The 24,106-nt window shown below is 38.5% G+C and carries 24 protein-coding genes; 11 read left to right on the plus strand and 13 right to left on the minus strand.

Annotated features, from left to right (window positions below; translation table 11 throughout):
• Nucleotide 1: 1 nt before the first annotated feature.
• Entirely contained in the window at nt 2–361 is a 360-nt protein-coding gene (trxA, locus tag BM192_RS00090) for a thioredoxin (protein WP_051760095.1), read from the plus strand.
• 200 nt (nt 362–561) lie between these two features.
• Entirely contained in the window at nt 562–1,020 is a 459-nt protein-coding gene (msrB, locus tag BM192_RS00095) for a peptide-methionine (R)-S-oxide reductase MsrB (protein WP_037442905.1), read from the plus strand.
• 65 nt (nt 1,021–1,085) lie between these two features.
• Here msrB and BM192_RS00100 read toward each other — a convergent pair whose 3' ends face one another.
• The 3 genes from BM192_RS00100 to BM192_RS00110 all read right to left on the minus strand — a co-directional run bounded on the left by BM192_RS00100 (nt 1,086) and on the right by BM192_RS00110 (nt 3,572).
• Complete coding sequence (locus BM192_RS00100) at nt 1,086–1,928, minus strand: SMP-30/gluconolactonase/LRE family protein (protein WP_234797469.1); 843 nt, start codon at nt 1,926–1,928, stop codon at nt 1,086–1,088.
• 157 nt (nt 1,929–2,085) lie between these two features.
• Nucleotides 2,086–2,640, minus strand: a complete 555-nt coding sequence (locus BM192_RS00105) for a DUF417 family protein (protein WP_234797470.1) — start codon at nt 2,638–2,640, stop codon at nt 2,086–2,088.
• A gap of 86 nt (nt 2,641–2,726) precedes the next feature.
• A complete protein-coding gene (locus BM192_RS00110) occupies nt 2,727–3,572 on the minus strand; it encodes a helix-turn-helix domain-containing protein (protein WP_234797471.1) in 846 nt (281 codons plus the stop codon).
• Between the two features lie 355 nt (nt 3,573–3,927).
• Between BM192_RS00110 and BM192_RS00115 the strand changes: the two genes are divergently transcribed.
• Nucleotides 3,928–4,545 (plus strand): hypothetical protein, encoded by a 618-nt coding sequence (locus BM192_RS00115; RefSeq protein ID WP_074963856.1) that lies wholly within the window; start codon nt 3,928–3,930, stop codon nt 4,543–4,545.
• A gap of 13 nt (nt 4,546–4,558) precedes the next feature.
• Here the strand turns inward: BM192_RS00115 and BM192_RS00120 are convergent, their stop codons facing one another.
• A complete protein-coding gene (locus tag BM192_RS00120; RefSeq protein ID WP_201771397.1) occupies nt 4,559–6,790 on the minus strand; it encodes a B12-binding domain-containing radical SAM protein in 2,232 nt (743 codons plus the stop codon).
• Nucleotides 6,791–6,907: 117 nt separating this feature from the next.
• A complete protein-coding gene (locus BM192_RS00125) occupies nt 6,908–8,068 on the minus strand; it encodes an alpha/beta hydrolase-fold protein (RefSeq protein WP_037442910.1) in 1,161 nt (386 codons plus the stop codon).
• Nucleotides 8,069–8,335: 267 nt separating this feature from the next.
• Between BM192_RS00125 and BM192_RS00130 the strand changes: the two genes are divergently transcribed.
• On the plus strand, nt 8,336–9,403 hold the full coding sequence (locus BM192_RS00130) for a serine hydrolase domain-containing protein (RefSeq protein WP_051760098.1): 1,068 nt from the start codon (nt 8,336–8,338) through the stop codon (nt 9,401–9,403).
• Between the two features lie 84 nt (nt 9,404–9,487).
• Nucleotides 9,488–10,345 carry a helix-turn-helix domain-containing protein gene (locus BM192_RS00135; RefSeq protein WP_037442911.1) on the plus strand — a complete coding sequence of 286 codons (858 nt, stop codon included), beginning with the start codon at nt 9,488–9,490 and terminating at the stop codon, nt 10,343–10,345.
• 64 nt (nt 10,346–10,409) lie between these two features.
• Here the strand turns inward: BM192_RS00135 and BM192_RS00140 are convergent, their stop codons facing one another.
• Nucleotides 10,410–11,024 carry an HD domain-containing protein gene (locus BM192_RS00140; RefSeq protein ID WP_037442913.1) on the minus strand — a complete coding sequence of 205 codons (615 nt, stop codon included), beginning with the start codon at nt 11,022–11,024 and terminating at the stop codon, nt 10,410–10,412.
• Nucleotides 11,025–11,235: 211 nt separating this feature from the next.
• Between BM192_RS00140 and BM192_RS00145 the strand changes: the two genes are divergently transcribed.
• Nucleotides 11,236–11,730: a membrane protein gene (locus tag BM192_RS00145; protein ID WP_037442915.1), complete on the plus strand. Its 495-nt coding sequence runs from the start codon at nt 11,236–11,238 to the stop codon at nt 11,728–11,730.
• A gap of 83 nt (nt 11,731–11,813) precedes the next feature.
• Complete coding sequence (locus BM192_RS00150; RefSeq protein ID WP_037442917.1) at nt 11,814–12,131, plus strand: helix-turn-helix domain-containing protein; 318 nt, start codon at nt 11,814–11,816, stop codon at nt 12,129–12,131.
• Between the two features lie 83 nt (nt 12,132–12,214).
• On the opposite strand, the gene rpiA is transcribed toward BM192_RS00150, so the two are convergent.
• Entirely contained in the window at nt 12,215–12,907 is a 693-nt protein-coding gene (gene rpiA, locus BM192_RS00155) for a ribose 5-phosphate isomerase A (RefSeq protein WP_037442919.1), read from the minus strand.
• A gap of 146 nt (nt 12,908–13,053) precedes the next feature.
• Here rpiA and BM192_RS00160 point away from each other — a divergent pair, with 146 nt between their 5' ends.
• Nucleotides 13,054–14,616, plus strand: a complete 1,563-nt coding sequence (locus BM192_RS00160; protein ID WP_051760099.1) for a S41 family peptidase — start codon at nt 13,054–13,056, stop codon at nt 14,614–14,616.
• Nucleotides 14,617–14,748: 132 nt separating this feature from the next.
• On the opposite strand, the gene BM192_RS00165 is transcribed toward BM192_RS00160, so the two are convergent.
• The 4 genes from BM192_RS00165 to BM192_RS00180 form a co-directional block, all read right to left on the minus strand.
• Nucleotides 14,749–15,540: a hypothetical protein gene (locus tag BM192_RS00165; protein ID WP_037442921.1), complete on the minus strand. Its 792-nt coding sequence runs from the start codon at nt 15,538–15,540 to the stop codon at nt 14,749–14,751.
• Nucleotides 15,541–15,665: 125 nt separating this feature from the next.
• Nucleotides 15,666–16,424, minus strand: a complete 759-nt coding sequence (locus BM192_RS00170) for a LytR/AlgR family response regulator transcription factor (RefSeq protein ID WP_037442922.1) — start codon at nt 16,422–16,424, stop codon at nt 15,666–15,668.
• The gene (locus tag BM192_RS00175) at nt 16,396–17,505 is read right to left on the minus strand and encodes a sensor histidine kinase (RefSeq protein ID WP_037442924.1); all 1,110 of its coding nucleotides are present in this window, start codon (nt 17,503–17,505) and stop codon (nt 16,396–16,398) included. Before BM192_RS00175 ends, BM192_RS00170 begins: the two co-directional genes overlap by 29 nt.
• A gap of 103 nt (nt 17,506–17,608) precedes the next feature.
• Nucleotides 17,609–18,805 (minus strand): MFS transporter, encoded by a 1,197-nt coding sequence (locus tag BM192_RS00180; protein ID WP_051760103.1) that lies wholly within the window; start codon nt 18,803–18,805, stop codon nt 17,609–17,611.
• 131 nt (nt 18,806–18,936) lie between these two features.
• Here BM192_RS00180 and BM192_RS00185 point away from each other — a divergent pair, with 131 nt between their 5' ends.
• On the plus strand, nt 18,937–19,788 hold the full coding sequence (locus BM192_RS00185) for a helix-turn-helix domain-containing protein (RefSeq protein WP_234797472.1): 852 nt from the start codon (nt 18,937–18,939) through the stop codon (nt 19,786–19,788).
• On the opposite strand, the gene BM192_RS00190 is transcribed toward BM192_RS00185, so the two are convergent.
• Entirely contained in the window at nt 19,775–21,355 is a 1,581-nt protein-coding gene (locus BM192_RS00190; RefSeq protein WP_037442928.1) for a hypothetical protein, read from the minus strand. The two genes, BM192_RS00185 and BM192_RS00190, sit on opposite strands and share 14 nt — an antisense overlap.
• Nucleotides 21,356–21,358: 3 nt before the next feature.
• Nucleotides 21,359–22,231: an ABC transporter ATP-binding protein gene (locus tag BM192_RS00195; protein WP_037442930.1), complete on the minus strand. Its 873-nt coding sequence runs from the start codon at nt 22,229–22,231 to the stop codon at nt 21,359–21,361.
• 128 nt (nt 22,232–22,359) lie between these two features.
• On the opposite strand from BM192_RS00195, the gene BM192_RS00200 reads away from it, so the two are divergent.
• Both BM192_RS00200 and BM192_RS00205 read left to right on the plus strand, forming a co-directional pair.
• Nucleotides 22,360–22,935, plus strand: coding sequence for a TetR/AcrR family transcriptional regulator (locus BM192_RS00200; RefSeq protein WP_081857538.1), 576 nt, complete (start codon nt 22,360–22,362; stop codon nt 22,933–22,935).
• Nucleotides 22,936–23,020: 85 nt separating this feature from the next.
• Nucleotides 23,021–23,932 carry an NAD(P)/FAD-dependent oxidoreductase gene (locus BM192_RS00205; protein WP_037442933.1) on the plus strand — a complete coding sequence of 304 codons (912 nt, stop codon included), beginning with the start codon at nt 23,021–23,023 and terminating at the stop codon, nt 23,930–23,932.
• The last annotated feature ends 174 nt before the right edge of the window (nt 23,933–24,106 follow it).

Genomic DNA, 24,106 nt, shown 5'->3' on the forward strand with positions numbered 1-24,106 from the left:
TATGAAAATGATTAGCAACAATACAGAATTTGAACAAATTATGGCTGGTGACAAACCGGTAGTGCTTGACTTCTATGCAGACTGGTGTGGGCCATGCAGAGCGTTATTACCTGTTTTAGAAGAAGTAGGCAACGACTATGCGGAAGACATCGTGATCGCGAAAATTAATGTGGAAGAAAATCCAGAGTTGGCAACAAAGTTTAGTGTTAGAAGTATTCCAGCTGTATTTTTAATAAAGAATGGCGGAGTAGTTGACCAATTTACGGGTGTTCAAAGCAGAGCTGAAATCAATAAAAGGATAGATCAGTTGATTTCCATGGATATCGAAAAAACCAACAAATTAAACATCATGCCTGGTTAGGAAATTACAATAAATTGCAGACTATCCAACATGACATTGCAACTTGACAATGAAATTTAGCAACAATAAAAAGAAGACAATAACATAAGGGGTGGATGTTTCTAGTGTAGAAATGGCATATCAATCCTGCGCTATTAAAAATGGCAGAGGTGAATAAATACAAGGATCAATAATATTTATGTAACATTAAAACTAAAATTATGCTTAACTGGGATAATGTAATCGATTTGGCCGATAACGGCAATCACGCACCTGAAAGAAGAGTGGAGAAAACTGAAGAAGAATGGAAAGCGCAACTTACTGCCGAACAATTCTATGTGACACGTAAACATGGTACAGAAGCTTCTTTCAGTCATGAGCTGTGCACAAGCTACGACGCTGGGCTTTATTCCTGTGTTTGTTGCAACACTTTGCTCTTCGATTCCACTGAAAAATTCGAATCTGGAACTGGCTGGCCAAGCTTCACGCAACCTGTCCAGGAAAATAGGGTCAAGTACATCAAAGATGGCTCATATGGTATGGTCCGCATAGAAGCGCAATGCAATGTGTGTGATGCGCATTTGGGGCACGTATTCCCGGATGGTCCGAAACCAAGTGGCCTTCGCTACTGTATGAACGGCGAGTCGTTGATTAAAGAATTTAAAGAGACAGAGAAGTAATCATAAGGGTAAAGAACATATATGTTCAACTCCCTTACGTGCTTGTCACGGTTTTTAAATCTACCTCAATCTACGCCCTTGGTACGCATCGGAAGCATGTAAATTGCAGTTGATGCAGTGATAAACAGATCCGTACGGTCTTTACCGCCGAAACAAACGTTTGCTGTCCAGGGCTCTTTTACTTCGACATGACCTATCAGGATACCTGCCGGACTGTAAATAAAGACGCCTTTTCCAGTCAGGTAAATGTTACCCTCGTTGTCCAGTGTCATCCCATCAGATCCCTGGTCAATGACTAGCTTCTGTCCGCTGAGCTTACCATTAGGTTCAATGGTATACCTGTAAGTTTTATTTCGCTCAATATCTGCAACATACAGGTATCTGCCATCAGGCGACCCTACGATCCCGTTTGGTTTAGCGACGTCATCAGCCACTACCACAGGCTTTTTCCCTTTTCCCGGTGGCAGGTAATAAACTTTCTGTCCTTCTATTTCCGGCTTTTTTCTGGTCCAGTAGTCGCGAGGGTAATAAGGGTCTGTAAAATAGATGCCACCCTTGCTATCTGCCCAAAGGTCATTGGGACCATTCAGTTTCTTTCCGTCCACATCTGACAGCAAGACGGTAACTTTGCCGCTATTGCTTATTGACCAGATTTCATTTTTTTCATCTGCACAGGCAAGCAGCTGACCGCGACGGTTAAAGTACAATCCATTTGCACGACCTGCTGAATCTTTAAAAAGCGAGAGATGACCTTCAGTGCTATATTTCCAGATGTTGTTATTGGGTTGGTCAGTAAAATAAACATCTCCATTTTTGTCCACTGCCGGCCCTTCTGTAAAGGAGAACTGCCGGGATATTAATTTCAGGCTATCCTGATTAAACAATTGTGCTCTTGTATCTAGTCCCATTAATATGAAGATTAATAACAGCAAAAGTGCAGGATAGTACCTGCGAGAAGTGAATGAGTATAGCATAGTTAATGTCTAAATCAAAAAGTAGTCATTTTTACCCCGAAAATCAATAGATTACAAGGATTTTTAAGGAAAACACTAAAATATGCATCAATTACTTCTTTTGGTCTAATAATCTTTTAGCACAGTCAGATGCACACAAAAGACCGCCAGCCATCATGATAACATCTTTAATTACTAATCTCCCCGCGGCAGACAAATAAGGAAAGCCAAACTCTGGCCCGCCTAAATTAGGCACCCAGGTTTCAGGTGTCGTAATTAAAAAGGTAAGGGTGACCAACGACATACCGGCAGTGAGCAAACCTCCCACCAATCCAATACGCGTATTAAAAATACCTAATAAAGTTAATGAACCAATAATTACAATGGAGGTGCCTAATGCATATGAAAAGCCATAAGTACCGTTTTGGGTATGCCACTTAATATTATCTTCGACAACTTCTCCTTCTTTATTCTTGTGCACTTTATATTCATTAGGCTTACCATTGTAAAAGAAACTCATCAGCGGACTATTTGCAACAAACGGTACAATTCCATCTGCCTCATACTGGAAAGCTTTAAGTCCGCCAATCCATACCATCACGATAAAAATGGCCATTCTCATTAAATTAAAAAACTGACTTTGTATTTTGGCTAGGGTAATTAACATGTTCATCGGTTATCGCTTTAAATGTTTATAATTTAATAGCAAAATTAAGTAGCCCCCGCCCTGCTTACAATGGACAGATATGGATATTATCTGGACAAATCTGCAACTATAGATATCCCAACGTTGTTCCGAAATGCACTGGGTGTAACACCTGTATGCTTTTTAAAATAGCGACTAAAATAATTCTCATCGTCAAAATTTAGCTCAACAGCAATTTGTTTCATACTTTTATAACTCAAATGAATCAACTTTTTAGCCTCTAAAATAACTCTTTCCTGAATAAGGGTTGATGGTGATTTTAAAAAATGCTGTTTACATATTTTAGAAAAATTATTTGGCGAAATACCCATTTGGTCAGCATAAAAAGAAGGTTGTCTTTCTTTATTAAAATTGCATTCCAATAAGGTCTTAAATTTCACTACTGGATGATGTATATTCTTTCCCTCATCAATCACATTGTGTTCCGATTTGATTTTACTACATAATGCTAATATCAATTGTAAATAAGCTCGCACTACTGCGGTATATAAAGATGAGTTTTGCAATTCAACAGACAATTTTTCTAAAATAGAATCTATTTCAATATAACTAGCTGGCTCGAGGTTTATGTAGGGTTGCTGATATATATTATTAAATAAAAGACCATTACAAGCAACTTCTTTTTTATGATATTCTATACAATAAAAATCACCATGAAATTGCAGTATTCTGGTTTTAAGTGGCTGTTCTACATTAAAAGAAACCATTTGATAAGGAGTTGCAAACAGTATAATTTTACCTTCAAAAGGGTATTCCACCAAATCTATAGTTACCTTTCCCCTTCCTTGTAAAAGATAGATGGAATACATAGCTGCTCCACCAAGTCGATTGATAGTAGTTGTGTTGAATTCCTGAATGATACAGCTATTTTGATTTACTTGATTTTCTATCATTGGTTATTGTTGGTATTTATAAGCACATATAATGTACAGAAAATATCCATCGCCCTATAGTGTGAAACTGCAGTGATCTTTATTTGAGAACATAGATTACCTGTCATCTAGTTCATCGGCCAAATTAATTATTTGTTTTAAATCATACAGAAAGGTGTTCGAGAAAATGTCTTGAGGCTCACTTAATGTCACATGGTTTGAACGCTACTAAAAGCTCTTTAATGTTTTTTAACCAAAAGACATTAATTATATATACCTTAGGTTAATAAACGTTTCGCGTCTTATTAAACTCAGGGGTAATAAAACTTTATTAACTGTGAGAGATGCAAGCACTAACCAAATAAATCCTGCAAAAATGAAGCTAAATTATCTCGCCTGTTTAGGTATGTTGTTGATCATATTCAATGCCTGCAGTAAAAATGGCATCGAAAATGTTGCGCCTGAAAAGCCAGAACTAGAAGAATCAGTTTATCTGCTTTTAAATAAAGAAACAATAGATTTTAAGGTCTTTAAAGGTTCTAATAGTGGAGGTAAAGACGTTTCCGCGACTGAGGAGCCCGAATCATTTTGGAACAAAGATAAATTGGCAGATTTAAAGTATGACACTTTAATCGTCAGAAATGACAGTATTTTTGAAAGACCTGCAAAGTATGAGAAAAATGCATTTAAATATAAAATCAGTAATGATACAATTTACCAGTGGAATCGATATGCCAGCTTTTGGGCATTATATGGATTAAAAAAAGCCGATAGAATTGAGCATTATGGGTCTTATTATTCTTTTCAAAAAGTTAGCCCGCCTTCCGTATTTGCAGAGAATGGACATAGAGATGGATTAGTTAATTCATCAAAATATTTCAACGATAGTGAATATATGTTTAAGAGTCCTGCAGACATGAAATCGGTAAATGACCAGGCTGCCTGGTATAATGTCAGATATGTATATAAAAAGGTTAATAAGACACCCGGCTAGCTGCTATAAACTATTATAAAACCAATAGTCCAAAATCTCTTAAACTATAAACCGGCTCGGAATACCAGAACAGCTCAAAATGTTCCATTGTAGTCTCAAAATCAGCTTTGGTTTCCTGAAAAGTATAAACCTTAGTATTAGAAACCGCAATTTTCTGCAAGAAAGCAGAGAGCCATTCTCCTTCTTCCCGACTGGTTTGGATGTTGAAGCTTTCCTTTTTATCGTGGAAAGTTAAGATCATCATTTCGATTGCCTTATTTTTTTTATATCTGGAAAAATGCTCCTGCTCGGGCTTCCCTCCTAACCAAATTACCTTAGCAGTTGGTTTCGTATTGAGTTTATGATCATCCTTTAAAGACTTTTCAATGAAATCTGCTGAAATAGTTGTTCTGGGAATCTTAAAATCAAACCATTCCTGTAATTTATAATCGAAGCAAATGCCATGCATAAAATTAAATAGTGATTTCTTTAAGCCGAAACTAAACCTATCATGGTCGATACCTGTTTTATCAATATAATTGATATCATTATTAGCGAAGGTTCCTATAGTTTCGGTCTCTTTAACTACACCAAATCTTTCTGGATACATGCCAACAGGACTATGAGCAGTCATCGCGAACTGATGCCAGAAGCCTGATTGCACTACTCCTGCTTCGAATAATTGCCTGACCATTTCCAGACTGTCAACAGTTTCCTGAATTGTCTGGGTTGGGTAACCATACATCAGGTAAGCATGAACTAATATTCCTGCTTCAGTAAGGTTCCGGGTAACCTGAGCTACCTGCTCAACAGATACTCCTTTGTCAATCAGCTTTAACAACCGATCAGATGCGACTTCTAAACCGCCTGACACGGCGATACAACCTGAGGCTTTAAGTAAAATAGCTAAATCTCTGGTAAAGCTTTTTTCAAAACGGATGTTTGTCCACCAGGTCACCGTTATTTTTCTTCGTAAAATTTCGAGTGCAACTTCCCTCATCAGCGCAGGCGGAGCTGCTTCATCTACAAAGTGAAAGCCATTCTGACCGGTATTCGCACTTAATTCTTCAATTCTATCTACAATAAGTTTAGCTGCAACAGGTTCGTAGACTTTAATATAATCCAATGAAATATCACAAAAGGTGCATTTCCCCCAATAACAGCCATGCGCCATTGTCAGCTTGTTCCAGCGTCCATCACTCCACATCCGGTGCATCGGATTCACGATCTCTATAACTGAAATATAACGGTCTAAATGCAAATCACTATAATCCGGCGTACCTACGTCAAATTGCTTATAATCACTTCTTAACGCATCGTTCTTATAAACTACTTCACCATTCTCCAGTACAAATGTTCTTTTATACAGGTTAAATGGAGTATCATTTATAATAGCATTAAAGATCAGTTCTAGTGGTAGTTCTCCATCATCCAGGGAGATATAATCGAAAAACTCAAATACCCTGTTATCAGAAAGGGAGCGCAATTCTGTATTGGCAAAACCGCCACCCATTGCTATTTTTATTTCAGGATAATGTTGCTTTACAAATTGCGCGCACCGGAAAGCGGCATACAAGTTTCCTGGGAAAGGAACAGAAATGACAAATAGTTTAGGCTGGATATGGGCAATTTTATCTGCTAAGATTTTAACGAGAATTTCATCCATATAGGTGTAACCTTGATTCAGTACCCCATACAGCTCATCAAATGAATTTGCGCTCCTGCCTAATCTTTCGGCATAACGACTAAAACCAAAATTGGGGTCGATACACTCAATAATGAAATCCGATATATCTTCCAGATACAGCGTCGCTAAATGTTTCGCTTTATCTTGCGTTCCCATTGAGCCAAATGCCCAGTCCAATTCCTCTAACTGCGTAAATCTGGATGCCTCTGGCAGATAATCCTCCTGGCAAATCTGCAAAGCTAAGGTTGGGTTTTTGCCCTGTAGAAAAGCGATTACCGCATCGATTGATTTGATATATTCCTCTTTTAAAGCAATAATCCGTTTCGCATTTGGACTTTTGGATTGGTCGGCCCGCCCCTCTGCATGTAAAAAAAGGTTTTCTAATCCTTTACGTGAAAATAAGGCAAGGATCACTTCAATACCCAGATCGGCCTGTGTTGAAGAGATATTTTTAGTGTTCAAAAAACCCTTGATATAGGCAGTGGCAGGATACGGCGTATTCAGCTGTGTAAAAGGAGGTGTAACAAGGAAAAGATCTGTTTTCAAAATTGGATTGTATTTCACTGCAAAATTATCCATAATTATTTAGTAAACAGCATCTGAATTCCCCTGAATTGCCGGCCAGTTCAACCGCCCCAAAAATATAGCCTGTTTTTCTTTCGACAGTTTTATACTTTGATTGACTGAATATCTGCTTTATTTGAAAAGCAAAGGTGTAAATTCTGATAAGTATCTGCGCCATACCTGGTAACTATGCACCCCGTCCGACTCCTTATACTCAAAGCTGATATTCTTAGTCTTCAGCCACTCGATATACTTTCTGACTGACGGTGTTAGATAATCATCTCTTCCAATTGCAATCCAGATCAGCCTAAGCTTTTGATTAATTGATTCATCCAATTTGGGGAATGCCTTTGTATAATCCGGATCGAGCAGAATTACTGCCGGGCTGAAGCCTCCTACATAATCAAAAACATCCGGGTGGTTCAGTCCGATATCAAGCGACTGTCCTCCTCCCATTGACAGTCCAGCAACAGCGCGGTATTTTTTTGTTTTGCCCACATTATAAAATCCTTCGACCATCGGGATGACCTCTTTGAGGGTTGCTGCGACAAAAAGCCGCTCGTTCTTTTCATAGGATTGCTTATTTCGTACCCCACTTCCGGGATCAAACATCTCCGGAGCTCCATATCCAAGTGTGTTGACAATTATCATAGGTTTCGCCTTTCCTTGCGCAATCAGGTTGTCCATAATGATATTCTCACGTCCTGCGGTAACCCATGCGCTCGTTTCGTCGGTAATACCGTGGAACAGATATAGAACCGGATAAGGTTCCGGACGTTTAGGATCATAGCCTGGCGGTGTGTACACACGCATGTCACGCTGGTCACCGATTATTGCAGATCTAAAAAAATGCTGACTTAAAACCCCGTGAGGTACATCATTCACTTCCCAGCTTAAAGTCGAAGGTCCTGGTACATGTACCAGGCTTTGACCTAATGCTCTTTTAAATAAAGGTTTTATGTAAGGATTGTTTGGATCGGGCATATTATTACCATCCACAACAAATGAATACCGGTAGACGTCAGGAGCGAACGTTTCCAGATAACTCCATACGCCAGCGGTATCAATAGACATTTTTCTGGGCTTGGCGTCGTCCATAATCAGCATTACTTTCTTTGCATTTGGCGCCAGAAACCTGAACGTTACAGCACCAAATTTATCAACCTCAGGGGATTGGATATTCTTCTGTACCGGGGTCGCTGGTATTGTCTGTGCAACTATATCTGCCGCTTGTATCACACATAGGAATAGATAGATAATTGATAAATTGTGCTTTAACAGGCTTTTTAGCATTGCATGAATGGGTTATTAAGCCACGAAAGTAGGTCTGTGTTGTTAACTCAACAATAGCGTTTCATTATCATTATTTAACCTCTGGAGCGACTATGTTACCCTAATATAATTTGGAGTTTAAATACACCGGCAGAGACAATTTTTAAGCTAGTTTAGTAATTGATTTAGAAACAGATCTCCTTGCAAATGTTTTCATCCATAAATTTAAGTGGGTGCAACTTAAGTTTTACTCAGGTGTCTTATAAGAGGAATTAAACCTGTTCATTCATGAAATACTATTTAATCGTTGTTTGCTTTTTATTAATTAATCCCTGCCTGTTTGCCCAAAATAAAAACCTTAATGACTTTGTAGAAAAATACGCCAGCGAGCATGATTTTAATGGAACCATCTTGGTGCAAAAAGGGTCAGCACCCCTCCTATATCATCAAAGCTTTGGAATTGCTGAACGCGCATTTAACAGTCCAATAACCAATGAAACGGTATATCAGGTCTGCTCAATTACCAAAACATTCACGGCCGTTTTAATTCTTCAGCTGGTTGAAAAAGGAAAGATTAATTTAGATAAAAAAATCATTGATTATCTGCCCGCCTATAAAGGTGAAGCTGGCAAGAAAGTATCTATCCACCAGTTGTTAAACCATACCTCTGGAATGAAGAATATAGATACTGCTAAGGACGCCAATTTCATGAAATACGGTATAGGATTCTTTCATGTCCCATATACTTTAGATGAAATTGTTAGCAAATTTTGCTCAGATCCACTCGTTAATGAGCCGGGGAAAAAATTCGATTACAACAATGGGGAATATATGATCTTAGGCAGAATTTTGGAAGAGCTGTATAAGATGTCATACGAGCAGATATTAAATCATCAAATTCTCATTCCTTTAAATATGAGTAACTCCGGCTTACTTTCGCACTATAAATTGATAAAAGGCTTGGCTACACCGTATTACAGAAGTGCAACCCAAAGTATAATTCCTAATCTCCCTGTCTTCGTCGAAGATTTTTCTGCTTCCGGGGCCATGTATTCTTGTACAGCAGACCTAATTAAGTTTAATAATGCTCTTTTTAATTATAAACTGATTAGGCAGGAAACTCTCGATCAGCTGCTCACTCCCGGATTGGATGAATATGGATATAGTGTCTGGATTAGAGGTGGTAAAGGACCAGACGTAAAATATAAGCGTATGGAAAGGTACGGAAGGATTATGGGAGCGAACGCTGCTTGGTTCCACTATTTAAATGATGATGTGACAATTATCATATTATCCAATACGAACTTTACCGACTTAGGTGATTTTGCCAGAAAAATCGGACAATTCATTTTTTAATTGGGTTCATCTAATGAATTTTAATCCGCTATTTTTACCATTCAGATCTGAGATCGTACCAACCCCTCACTTTGGCTAATAACTATGGTAATAGACTATAAGAAAATTGACTTATTTGGGAAATCATTTATCCAAAAGATAGTATTACAACCTCCTTTTAAATTTGCATTCCCTGTATCAGAACAAGCCTGCTTTTTATATATGCATGAGGGTGAGATGCAATATCAATCCGATGATGTACACGTAAATATTCCAACTAATTACTCGTTATTTCTAAATTGCATAAACTCGGGACGACAAATACATAATGCCGGTTCAAATAGTAATGGAGAAATTGTAATCGTTACTTTTCACCCGGATATCTTAAAGAAAATATACGAAAGAGAACTTCCTATGTTGCTTCAACGTCCAGGGAGTATAATATCCAATCTGTCAAGTGAAAAAATAAACAATGACTTTCTGATACAGAAGTACATTGAGGGGCTCTTGTTTTATTTTGAAAACCCATCCCTGGTAAATGATGATATCTTAATTTTAAAATTGAAAGAAATCATCCTGTTACTATCACAAACTCGCAATGCCGAATCGATACAAGTAATACTATCACAGCTTTTTTCGCCGGTAACCTATACTTTCAAACAAATAATAGAGGCGCACCTGTTTTTACAGGTTGGGGTCGAAGAATTGGCACGAAAAGCCAATTTAAGTGTTTCATCATTTAAAAGAGAATTTGCAAAATTGTATAGTGACACCCCTGCAAATTATATTAAAACCCAAAGGCTGGAAAAAGCTGCAGAACTACTTTTAGCTTCTGGTAACCGGATCACAGACATTGCCTTTAATTGTGGTTTTAATGATTTGGCAAATTTCACTAAAAGCTTTCACGATAGATATGAGGTTACGCCAACTAATTATCGGCTAAAACTAAAACACAAGCCATAAGCAGCGATCGCTGCTGCCCATTATCGTTCTCCAGCTGATTTTCATTGATGTATTCAGAGCAGCTCTATTCCTGCTTTTCAGGAGGCATATCTTTCCTGAGAATCCCCTTTTCTACACTATCATTTAATAAGTGCTCAGCATAGGTCCAAATTGAAGACGAACCATCCTGAATGGCTTTTTTCTTATTATAAACAGTATGATATTCCACGTCAAATTCCGCCCAGGTACCACCATTATTAGTGGAATTTTGCAGTAGTGGTTCAAACCTGTCCATAGTTCTGGCAAATTTAGCATCGTCAGTGATCCCTTCTTCAAATTCTTCCCATATCGCGATAAATTCTTGAGCTTGTAATTCCGGTAATATTCCAAAAATACGGTTTGCAGCCAAGCGTTCCTCATCTGTATTGGAGTGGTTTTTTGAGGTGTCGTAGATAAAAGTATCACCCGCATCTATTTCTACTAAATCATGAATCAGCACCATCTTCAGTACCTTAAGCACGTCAATAGGCTTATCAGAGTGCCCTGCCAAAACTAGTGTCATCATTGCTAAATGCCAGCTATGCTCTGCATCGTTTTCATGCCTTTCACTATTAAATAATTTAGTCCTGCGCTGGATATATTTTAATTTATCAATCTCTTTAATAAAAGCCACTTGTTGCAGCAGATCACTTGTAACCATCACTTTGAAAATCTATAATTAGAAATATACGAACGAAAATGCCAAAGTTAGATAAATTGGCTGGAGAGTGCATGACCCAAATTGCCAAATAATTGAGCCAATCCACAAAGTTCCTTCCTCTTTCCTTTGACACCTTTGTGATATGAATAACTGACTATTAACTATATGTTAATCATATTCTATTCAAATCAAACAATCTAAAATCTAAATCATGGGACTTTCAAACTTAGGGATCTTTCACACAATCATTGGCATACTTGCCATTGCTACTGCAGTCATATCGTATGTAAAATACGGCAAAATCAATTTGGCAGAATTATATGGGAAGATCTATTTTTACGGAACTGTAATTACTTCATTAACCGCATTAGGTATTTCAAAACATGGTGGATTTAATCCAGGACATGTCTTTTCGATATTAATTTTGATTTTTGTATGTGTAGCCTACTTTCTCTATTCAAAGAAAAAAGGGAGCAACCGGAGCCGGTATTTTGAGAACTTTTTCCTGTCATTCAGCTTTTTTCTATCGTGGCTTCCTACCATTAACGAAACTTTTACGCGTATTCCAATCGGCCATCCTTTAGCGAGCGACTCAACTGATCCGGTAATAGGTAAAACACTGCTTATTATCTTAGTATTATTTATTGTTGGCTCAGTTTATCAATTTAGAAAACAAAAGAAAATAAACACCGATGCAGGTCTTTAGACAAAGGTTGAATCACTGGGATCAACACTCAATTCCTATGTGCTTGCAATAACAGAAGTATTATCATTAAATTTGCCGCCGAAATGAACACCGTGCTGAAGGCCCGGAATACTTTAAACGATTACGAGAAACAAATGGAAAAGAACGATTTTGCGTCGATCTGGCTGGAAGAAAGCGGGAACCCTGCTATAGAAGAATTAGCACAACTGAATCTAGATATTGCCGGTAAAACCGAGAAAACGTTAGCTGATAAAGGACTGTCGGTAAATGACCTGGCTGTCTCCCTAGATATCAATTCACAAGAAATAGAAAGGTGGTTAAAAGGCAGACATACTTTTAGTACGAAGATAATACAGGAGATTTCCGATATACTCGAAGGTTATTCCATACAACCAGAATGATCCAGTAATCTGCAGAAGATAGCACTTCTTACGCCCCTCCTACAATCTTAAGTTACGAGGGGCGTAAACGAAATCCTACCCTTTCATCTGGCTTTCAAAATCCGCACCCCTTCTGACGCTGCTATAATAACTTTAGATGCTATTTGATAAAATAAGGAATGATCTATAACGCCTGGTAAAGATTTAATCGTCTTATTTAACTCGCCGAGATCCGGCATGGTATCAAAATATACATCGAGCAGGAAATTGCCATTAGCTGTGATAACGGGGTCATTTACCTTGTCATTTATACGCAAGCTTAATCTTACCTGCTGCTCGCAGTATAAAGATTCTACAGTGCTTTTAACAAATGTCAGTGCTTTAGGAAGTAGTTCTACACACAGAGGAAAAGTTGTATTGAGAACGTGAACAGATTTATCCTTATCCACCAGGATAATGAATTCCTGTGCCATAGCAGCGCATATTTTCTCTTCAGTATGAATACCGGCACCACTTTTTAAGGCATTTAGATTTTCATCAACCTGATCACAGCCATCGAAATGATAATCTATTTTACTTAAGTCAGCATAGTCCAGACAGGCCAAACTGCAATTTTGAAGGAGCTGAGCTGTTGGCAATGAAGGAGTCACAAAACTTATGGAATCTTTAAAGGCTATTTCCTTGTAGATCAGATCGACGAGGTGACCTATAGTAGCCCCAGCGCCCAATCCAATGATCTGATTCGGTTTCAAAAAGGGTAAAGCCGCTCTTGCAGCCTCTTTTTTTAATTCGTTCATTAGATGTTATAAAAAATTTAAAAGATCAATTGCTTTCTGATATGAATATTCAAATTATCCAGGCAGTTATTAGTTCGTAATTATTGATTAAACTACCAACCTTTCTGCAGGTTTTTGTAATTTAACGTTGAATATTCGAAAATCACATGAAAAAAGTACTGTTTTTGCTATTACTGATGCATCAGGGATGGGTACAGTCAGCTGCGAATTCTTTAAAGCAGCCCAAACAACCTGTCGACAGCATGTCTGTATACAACCAGCAGCTTCATCCAAAAGAGATGAAGAAGGACCTTGAGGTGTTCCTTGATATCCGTAAAAAAACTAATTCTGGTCTTTATCGATATCGGACTCAAAAACAGATTGATAGTATCTATAAATGGGCTTTTAGAGAGGTGCGTAAGCCGATGTCCACACTCGATTTTTACAAAATAATTTTGCAGCTGACTGATTTTGAAGGAAGTTGCCACAACTATACAGAACCTCAGGCCAGCCTGGTCAGGTATTTTAATCAGCAGCGCGGCTTCTTTCCATTTGCGCTTAAATATATTGAGGGAAATATGGTTTTTAACAGCAAAACAGACAAAATCCCTTTAGGGTCCCGGGTGACTAGTATTAATGGCATTACAGACAAGAAGCTGATGCAGTCCTTTTATAAATATTTAACGGCGGACGGTTTTAGCCAGACACAGAAGCTATCGGGAAGTGTAAACGGAAGTTATGGTTTACGTTATCTTTATGAGTATGGGATCAATGATAAATTCACCATCGGATTTATCCCCCCTGGCACGACTGAACAGCAAACCGTGACGGTACCAGCTGTATCGCTCGAAGAAAGAAAAGCCAACCTCACCTTGCGACATAGTGCGCCTGTCGATAGTATAATTGATTACAATGTGCAGCCCAAGTACAGTTTTAAGATGGTGAATCCATCGACTGGTCTGTTAAACCTGCGGATATTTTCCATGGCATCTGGAACAGACGATCCGGCATTTCCAATATATGTTGCGTTTATCGACAGTGTATTCCGCTCACTTAGCGACAACAATATACCTAATCTGATTCTGGATATTCGTGGCAATCCCGGCGGCAGTGATCCTACTTATGAACAACCGATGATGTACCTGACGGATTCCACTTTCAAAGAAAATACCCTGGCCTATACTATATTTGATAACGGGATTCCATATGAAAAATATTTTTGGGGAATATCTACTGCAGTAAAAATGGATTCGGCAGATAAAGCTGACGGGAAGCGAATGCTGAAGGACTATTTCCCCGCATTACGGAATGGTAAGAACTTGCAGAACGTCAAGTATAATCCGGTTTATCACCCTAAGCAACCTGGTTTTAAAGGGAAGCTCTATTTACTCATTGATGAAAATGTAGCATCTGCGGCTTCTCACCTGGCTTCGCTGGTAAAAGCTTATGCACGCAACGTAACCATTGTTGGCGTAGAAACAGTTGGAGGATATTATAGTCATAACGGCCATATGTCATTAATATATGAACTTCCCCATTCAAAATTAAAGACTAAGTTCTCTACGGTTTTTGTTGAGCAGGATGCACCGGTAAAGTCAGATCAGCCAATAGGCAGGGGCATTATTCCCGATGATACAGTCTGGCCTACTTTCAGTGATTTTATGCAGAATCGGGACACGCAAATGGAATATGTGCTCAAACTAATCGCTGAGAAGAATGAAATATTCTAACATATTGATCTGTAGGGGTATGTGACAAATGAGCCCCTGTGCAATTCTTATTAACCTGGATGAGCTTATAAAGTTTGGGCACAGAAAAACTTAAACCTGATTTTTGCAAGGGGCTCAGAAGGCGTAAAATTCTTATTTTTTTGTATAGTTTGAATACTCCGAAATGGTCTGTATATCAGCAGACTGACCAAGAAATTTAGCTTGAATACCGAGGTTTGAAGTCGTAGTCACGTAGCGCTTCGCCTGATCATTCCAGGTGTATTTTAAGGTAAGATCTAATTTATCGGCTTTAAGAATCGCGATTTTAACCGGTTTTTCATTCAGTGCTTGTATTTGTTCCAGTTTTTTACTTCTTAGATTGATAGTCATATATGACCTGCAATCTTTCAAAAACGCAGCTTTTTTAGCAACAGTTCCGGGATCCACCTTGTAGCTAATAACCAGCTGATCTGATGTTTGCTTCTCAATCTCGTAGCTTGCGTCGTCTATTTTGCTCGCGTCGTCTGGTTGATTCTGATTTTTTCTAAAAGAATTAATCTCCGACTTCGATGGAGATTTCCCTTCTATAGATACTACGGTCCATTGCTTTTCCTTTGGATTGGATGGGTCATAGGTTGCCACGGTAGTTTTTTCTTTACCAGCGGCAATCACTGTTTGTTTCAGTTCGTAGGCAAAGTCTTCTGGTTGCTTAAGATTGTTCGGATCAAGAATACTTTCATCGATATTGTTTTTGGAAAAGGCATCTAATACTGCTACTTTCTGAGCAGATACATGAAGTGATGCGACTAACAGACAAACGACTAATAGCGTCTTTACCCCATAATTTTGAAATCCGGACATTGTTTCTTCAATACTTGCAACTTTGATTTTCTGACCAACTATTTTCAACTTTAAGTCGGCCATTGCATTTGTTTTTGTCATCATTTTGATATTATTATTGTTTTGATGCCTCAAAGTTATCGGTAGCTAACCTCGCTAATACGACTAGTTAAGTGAAACAACGAAAATATCTGCTGAATTGACGAACGGGTCTCTTGAGTTGACCCCGGCTAATAGTCAAGCCACGTTTTAAACAAAGGAGCTTTTGTTCTGCTGACAATAAGGTCGTCATCTGCGCAGTTTTTCACCTTAAGTTTAAGCTTACCGTTGAAGAAATTATGAACTTTTTCTATCGAATTGACATGTACGATATACTGACGATTTACTCTAAAGAAGTTTTTAGGTTCTAATTCCTGCTCCAGAGTTTCCAGGGTATGCGGTACGACATTTTGCTCTCCGTTGAAAAGAACTGCATAACTAATATTCAGATTAGAATAGAAAAAAGCGATATCCTCGACACTCACTTTTTTATAGCCGTCCCGGTAGGGAAGCAGAAAACGAGTTCTGTAGTCCTTTGGCTGGATCTGAGCAATCAGTTCCTCAATCAGGGGGTATTCCAAATTTGATTGCTGCACAGACTTTTCAAATTTGACAATGGCCGCTTCCAACTGCTCTTTCTCAATTGGTTTGAGCAAATAATCTATGCTGTTGTATTTAAATGCTTTGATAGCATACTCATCGTAAGCAGTTGTAAAAATCACCGGGCATGTCACGTCTGCCAGGTTAAAGACTTCGAAACTTATACCATCTGCCAGTTGTATGTCCATTATGATCAGGTCGGGACATTCATTTTCAGAGAGCCAGTCTACGGTTTTCTTTACACTAGTTAAAACACCAACGATCTGAATATTTGGTCTGATTTTTAGCATCAGGCGTTGTATCCGGTCTGAGTTGGGTTTTTCATCTTCCAGAATTAATATCTTCTTCATTATATTCAATAATAAGGGGGACTTTTACAGTGAAACTTTCATCATCTCTCTCTACAACTGGCTTTCTACCACCTAATAAAGCATATCGATCGATGATATTTTTTAAGCCTATGCCAGTAGATTTATTTTCTTTAATCAGCGGTAGTAATATATTCGAGACCACCAGTTCATCGTCATCATTAGAATAGATGTTCACAACTAAAGGATTATCTTCTTCTGTACGGTTATATTTTAATGCATTTTCTATGAACAGCTGAAGCGTAACCGGAGGTATCAGCATGTCGAGTTTAGACTCATCAATATTAATCTGAAAGACACTTCCGCCCCCCATCCTATTCTTAATTAGAAAAAGATAAGCATCAAGAAACCTAAGTTCCTCACGCAGACTGATCAGTGTTTTTTTAGAATTTGTTAAAAGATAACGGTATACTTTAGCGAAATTCTCCGTATAGTCATATCCTAGCTGCTGGTCTTTCAATATCAATTCTGCGAGTACACTGAGGTTATTAAAAACGAAATGCGGGTCAAGTTGTAATTTAAGTGCCTCGAGTTCTATTTCGGCCGCCATCTGTTTATGCTGTGCAGCCTTAATCTCAAATTCGGCTGCCTTCCTGGTCGCCGTCTTCCAGTTTCTCAATAAATAATCACCAGTAGTGAGGGCACTAACTACCAAAGCCCAAAGTATGATGGATATAATTGTATATGTCGCCTCTCTCAGGCCAAGTGCCGGTAATCGGGGATCCACAGCAACTCCGACTATTATTAAATAAGTTATTGATAATAATATGATAAAGAACAGTACTCCTATAATCTGATAAAACACCTGAGTGAGCAGACGTCTGAAAGGATGGATCATCCATGGGACTTTTTTATTGAGCCTTCTGTCTATCAGCATACTTATTGCGAGAATAGCTATACAAAAGGCCAAATTTATAAGAACATCGGCTACTATTCTGAAAACTGGTAAATCAATATATTTCTGCCAATACGAATAAGGGAGTATAACGAATGTTGTCGCATAGGAGCCGATAAAGGTAAATGCAATCAATAGTAAATTCTTTGAGATACTCTTCTTTATCATATTAGATATCTTTTCCCGCCATTCAGAGGTTAAAACCAGTCGGGGTAGTCCGCAAAAATAACAAATAAAGATAGCTCTGTTGAAATCTGCTCAACCTATAACATCAGATATTCCTATTCACTGGCACCTGTGTGTTTTTTGGAGCTGTTCGTTTTCGATTAGACAAGCAAAAAAATATCAGTGCTGAAAATAATATGATTGCCCAAGGAAAAGATGAGGCGCCTAGTTTTTCCAGCAAAACCCCGCCGGTAATACCGCCGATTGCAATTGCCAGATTAAATACAGTCACAAACATAGATTGTGCGACATCAGAATTATCACCGGCCCGATCTGCCATATCCTTTTGAAGTAATGTAGACACACCTCCAAAGGAAATTCCCCACAAAGCTATGCCAAAGTATAATAAAGGTTGGAATTGATTAGCTATAACTAGTGAAAATGCGCCCATGGCAAATGCCAGCAAGCTTACTTTTACAAGAAGAATAAGCCACCTGTCAATTAAAATACCTACTATACCAATTCCTATAAGGGATGATACACCAAAGATCAGCAATATTAAATCAACCCTGTCAGTGAGGCCAAAATCAGAGAGATAAGGTGAAATATAAGTATAAAGAATATTATGGGCCAGTATCCACATGAACATAATAAGCAATATACGCCTTATACCCCCGAGCATAAATACACGGTAAGCACTTAATTTTTTCTGTGGTACCAATCCTTTGACATCAGGTAATGCAATGATCATCCAGATCATAAGTAATAAAGATAATGCAGACATTGTCCAGAAAGCACCCTCCCAACTAAAAACTTTACCAAGCCATACCGCCAATGGAAGACCTATTGCTAAAGCAACTGGCTGTCCGGCACCCACTACCGCTATAGCCCTTCCAACCATACCCGGGTGTACGATACCCCTTGAATACCCGATCAATAGACCCCATGTAATTCCCGCTGCCATACCCGCTATAAACCGGGCACATAAAGTAAGTATATAACTAGTCGATAAAGCAGTTATTGCATTAAATACAAAAAAACCGACCGTGGCCATTAATAGCAATCGTTTTCTTGGCCAGTGAAGCGTCGCTGAAATAATTGGAATTGCCGCCATTACAGACCCCAGGGCATAGAGTGTAATCAGCTGCCCGACTAAAGATTCCTTTATCCCCAGGCTTGCTCCTATCTCTGGTAGTAAACCAGCCGGCATGGTTTCGGTCATTATTGCAACAAAACCCGCTAAAGCCAACGGAACTAATTTTAAAAATGGTAGCTGTTTTGATAACACTGAATCTTGATTCATTTTAGTTCTTTTAATTGTGTATGCTATTTGATTTGTGAATAGGCTCATTTCTGGAGCGCTACATCGAGCAAAAATAGACCGGAAAATCAGTTTGTTATCAGTACTATTTTGGTATAATTAGGTATGTTTGTATGATGAGAAAAGAAAGTATGCACCATCAGGTGGAAATAATCTACAGCCAGACGGATCAGTGTCCGATGACAGACAGCTCATTTAATTTTTTCCAGTTCGTTCATATTGTGTCTGGGAGCGGATCGCATGAAGTAAACGGAAATCGTATAACTTATCAGGCTGGTTCATTTTTACTGATTACACCAAATGATTATCATGCTTTTTATGTAGAAACACTAACCGAATTTCTGATTATCCGTTTTAATAAAGGATATATTAAAGAATACCAATGGAAGAGTATTGATCATATCGAATGCCTGCTGCATAATGCGTCCCATGTATCTGGATGCATTATTGAAAATGCGAATGACAAATTACTTGTTAACTCAATCGTAGGATCAATCCTGCATAATATTAAATACAATGATCTGTATAATAATGACCTTAATCAACATTTAATCAATGCCTTGATTGTAATAGCAGCAAGGAATATAGCTAAATTTAAACCCGCCAATATTAAAGAACACGCGAATAAAAAGATCGTCGACATTATAAATTATATCCAATCGAATATTTACTCGCCAGGGCAATTGAAAGCGCCTGTTATTTGCGGTAAATTCGGTGTATCTACTAATTATCTAAGTGTATATTTCAAAGAGGCATGCGGCGAAACTATCACGCATTTTATTGCAAATTACCGTCTTCGTCTCATTGAATACAGATTAAATTTTAGCGATTGTAGGATTAATGAGCTTGTAGAGGAATTTGGCTTTGCTGACGAAAGTCATATGAATAAGTTTTTTAAAAGGCATAAAGGAATGAGTACGAGCACCTATAGAGGTGCGAAAGATGCGTTAGTTATAAGTGCCTGATCTGATAAGCTCTGGCTAAAAAGAGAACTCCGGTCAGGGCTAGGTTCATCGCTAAAACAGTCAATATGAAAAATGGTGTATGATGAGCTGGCAAACTGCCCAGGTAATCCGTTAGCGGCACTTTATTAATCACTGCGTAGGTAAGCAGAAAGAAAAATATCTCGAAAAGTTTTTTGCCCCCTGTTAATATACCAAGCGCTACCGCTAGTAATACAATTAGCGTTGCCCCATTGAGCAGGCCCGCAACACCATATATATTAGAAGCTGATATACTACGAATAATGACGGGTAAAGACAAACTTATCGCTAATAATATACCGGCTATAATTTGAGCAGGTAGCATACGCTGTAAGGGTTTATATGATGCATACGCAAAGTAATGAATCCGGTTAGTTTTCTCTTTAGTAACCAGTTCTGACCAGCGTGTCACCTGCAAAAACAATAACACCGGCAGCAGATAATTATAGGCGAGATCAAAGGGAACTAGAAACATAGCTCCCCATAAAGCTGCATTCAATAACCACAACCATTTATTACCCTGCCTTATCAGTAATAAAAACTCAGTTCTGATAAGCGGAAAAATCCCATAGTTAAATGACAGTGGCGGTAATATACCCCTGGTTATTCCTGCCGGATTAATTAACTGGACGGGTTTAAGGGATGCTAATGCCTGGAGTTTCTTTTTTTTATTGGTTACAGCTTGATTGAAATCAAACCGGTGAAAAAAAAGAGAGGATATATATATTAAAAGTAATCCAAAGCCTATCCAGACCACGCGACTGAATATAAATACAGATGTCCAGTTAAGGCCCTCCCATTCAAAAAATTTATAGGTTTTGTGCCCATTAAAAATAAAGCCAAATGATACAGACTTGATATTTTCGTGAAAATTGGTATTAATATGTTGGGTAATACTTTTACTGATTAGGCTTAAACCAAATGGATCAAAAACACCGGATGAGTCATTACCGCCTTTATTATTGATAAATGACATACAGACACCGCATAATAGAAAGTATATTATAAACTGCAGAATACTACGCTTACCCAGAAAAACTTCTGCTGTCACAGCCAAAGCGGCTACTACAAATAACGCCGGGATAGCGAAGAATAAATAAGGAAGAATAAAGTTAGCCAGAATAAATGGCTGGTCTGTTCCGCGCACGAGAAACACAACAATGCTTACCATAAACGTAATACCGGTAATAGTTAGCAATACCAGGTAATTACTGATCTGCTTGCTTAGCAGATATTTAAAATTAGTAAGAGAGGTGGTGGCTATAATAAGACCTACTTCTGTTTCGATGTCTTTTTTAATACCACTGTTAACCAGCACGAAACCATAGAAAGATAACATAACAGTAGTCATAATCCCTGATACGTAACCTACCCAGGCTGAGTTGTAAACTCCCCGGTACCCCGAAGCGCTTAAGGTGGTATAACCTGCGGTATCCGGCGGCACAAATGAGTAAGCTATGAAGACGGTAACCGCCAATGTTATCAAAAATGAATAGCTACGGGTACGCTGCAGGTAATCGGCTTTTATAATGTTGTAGAGATATTGCATAGCTTAGCCGTTTTTATGGGTTAAAAACAGGTAAGCGTCCTCTAACGTGGCTGTAACGGAGATTGATTCAGGAGCTACATTATCTTTGGTACTGATATAACGTACTTTTATCCTATCGCTCTGACGGGCCGTATCAATCACTTTGTATTGATTTTTAAATTGATTAAGTGTATTAGTTTCCAGCAGCACCTCAAATATCCGGCCCTCGGCTTGTTTGATAATATCATACTGTGGTGCATGTGTGATTAGCTTACCATCCTGCATAATAGCCACCTCGTCTGCAATAGTCTCAATATCTGATACAATATGCGATGACAGGATAATAATACAATCGTGTGCCAGATCGGAAATTAGCTGGCGAAACCGCATCCGTTCTTCCGGATCGAGTCCAACCGTGGGCTCGTCAAATATCAATACTTTAGGATCATTAAGCAATGCCTGTGCTATCCCGATCCGCTGTTTCATACCACCTGAATAAGTTCCTATCGGCCTTTTGGCATCGGCGGTAAGGTTGACACCCTCCAACAGCAAATCTATACGCTGCCGAAGCCTTTTACCACCAATACCTTTCATAGCGGCTATATACTCCAGAAACTCATAGGCGTTAAGATTAGGATACACACCGAAATCCTGCGGTAGATAACCGAGTACTTTGCGAATTGTATCCGGTTTCTGAACAATGTCCGCACCATCTAATAACAATGTTCCTGATGAAGGTTTACTAATAGTCGCAATGATCTTCATTAGTGTTGATTTTCCGGCGCCGTTCGGGCCTAATAAACCTAAAACTCCTTTATTAATGTTAATGGAGTAATCCGTAAGTGCAGGTTTCTGTGTATTGTATTTTTTGGTCAGGTTTGTTATTATGAGAGCCATGTTAGATGATATATGCTGCTATGACACTCATAAGCAGAGGTATGTTACGTAGGTAAGGAAAAAAAATCGAATTAGATTGGAGTTTCCATTTGTATTTATGACAGACATATGTCGCACTTAAATAAAATATGTCATATTATTGCGACATGGAAGTGACTAAGAAAAGAATTATTGACGCAGCGATAATTGTGTTTAACAACGACCCGTCCGGGACACTTGACATGGTAGCGGACAAAGCAGAAGTAACCCCGCGTACACTCTACCGCTATTTTAAAGACAGAAAAATATTACTTGAAGCTTGCAGGCAGGAAATGGCTTTGACTTGTAAAGCTGCGATGAATGCTGCCTTTGAAGCGAGTACTGTTCCGTTAAAGCAATTGGAATTAACCTTATACGCAGGCATAGATTGTGGGAGTAAATATGCTTTTTTTGATAAAACATACCAAAGATCTGATTACCAACCATCAGCAGGTAATGAAGAAAACCGCGAGTACGATGATATTAATAGCCGGTGGCTTGCACTGATCATTGCTTTACAGAAGCAAGATATCATAACCAGCGAACTCACTCCTGAGTGGATCTATGAATTATTTAGTGGTATGATTAATACTACGCTCAGGTCAATAAGTTCTGGTAATGTAGCGCCTAATAATATCAAAAAATTTGCCTGGTATTCTTTCAGTAAAAGTATCGGGATCAGTTAATCAGTGCATTAAACACTTTCTTGGCGAAAGTCTCGCTGAGCTTAACCATTATTAATTCAGCTAAAGGACATCAATTTTTAAAAAAATGGAAAAAACTACAAATTTTGACGTGATTATAATCGGCGGAAGCAGTGCCGGATTATCTGCTGGTATGTGTCTTGGACGCGCATTACGCAATGTACTTATTATTGACAGCGGAAAACCATGTAACCAGCAAACGCCACATTCACACAACTTCCTTACGCAGGACGGTTCTACACCGACAGAAATCCTATCTATCGCAAAGGAGCAATTAACGCAATATAAAACAGTTGAATTCCTGACAGATTTAGCAGTCAAAGGAATAAAAACAGATTCTGGCTTTGAAATTAGTACGCGATCAGGCAAATCATTTCTAGGCAAAAAGCTGGTTTTTGCGACCGGAATTAGCGATAGTATGCCTGCGATTGAGGGTTTTGCAGAATGCTGGGGAATTTCTGTCATACACTGCCCCTATTGTCATGGTTACGAATATAAGAATGAAAAAACCGGGATACTCGCAAATGGGGACTTAGGATTTGAAACCGCTAAACTAATATCTAACTGGACAAAGGACCTGACGTTATACACTAACGGTAAATCTGACTTAACCGCTGCCCAGACTGAAATTTTGCAGGAGCATGGTTTTACTATAGAAGAAAAAGTAGTGAAACGGATCGTTCATGAAAATGGCCAAATCGAAAAAATCATATTTAATGATGGTGCAGAGGCTAATTTAAATGTTTTGTACGCGAGACTTGGCTTTACTCAGCATTGTTCAATTCCTGAAGATTTAGGCTGTGAGATGACTGAACAAGGTCATATTAAGGCAGATATGTTTATGAAAACTACCATTCCGGGCATTTACGCTTGCGGTGACAATATAAGTCCAATGCGCTCTATCGCCAACGCTGTATATAATGGTTCAGTTACTGGTGCTGTGCTTAATATGGAATTGATAAATGAGTCTTTTTCTTAGACACTACTCTCTTTGGGTAAACTTCGGGTTATCCCCGGACGATAAGGTGTGTTTCGTCATTGTATCGAACCTCGTTAAAATTTCCTTCATTATTCCTTCGTTATTTCTTCAATTCCGATTGAAGGAACAATGAAGGAAGTACGAACAAACCCCGAACAAAGTGTGCAGCAAATG

It is taken from the genome of Pedobacter antarcticus (assembly GCF_900112985.1).
Lineage (GTDB): Bacteria > Bacteroidota > Bacteroidia > Sphingobacteriales > Sphingobacteriaceae > Pedobacter > Pedobacter antarcticus.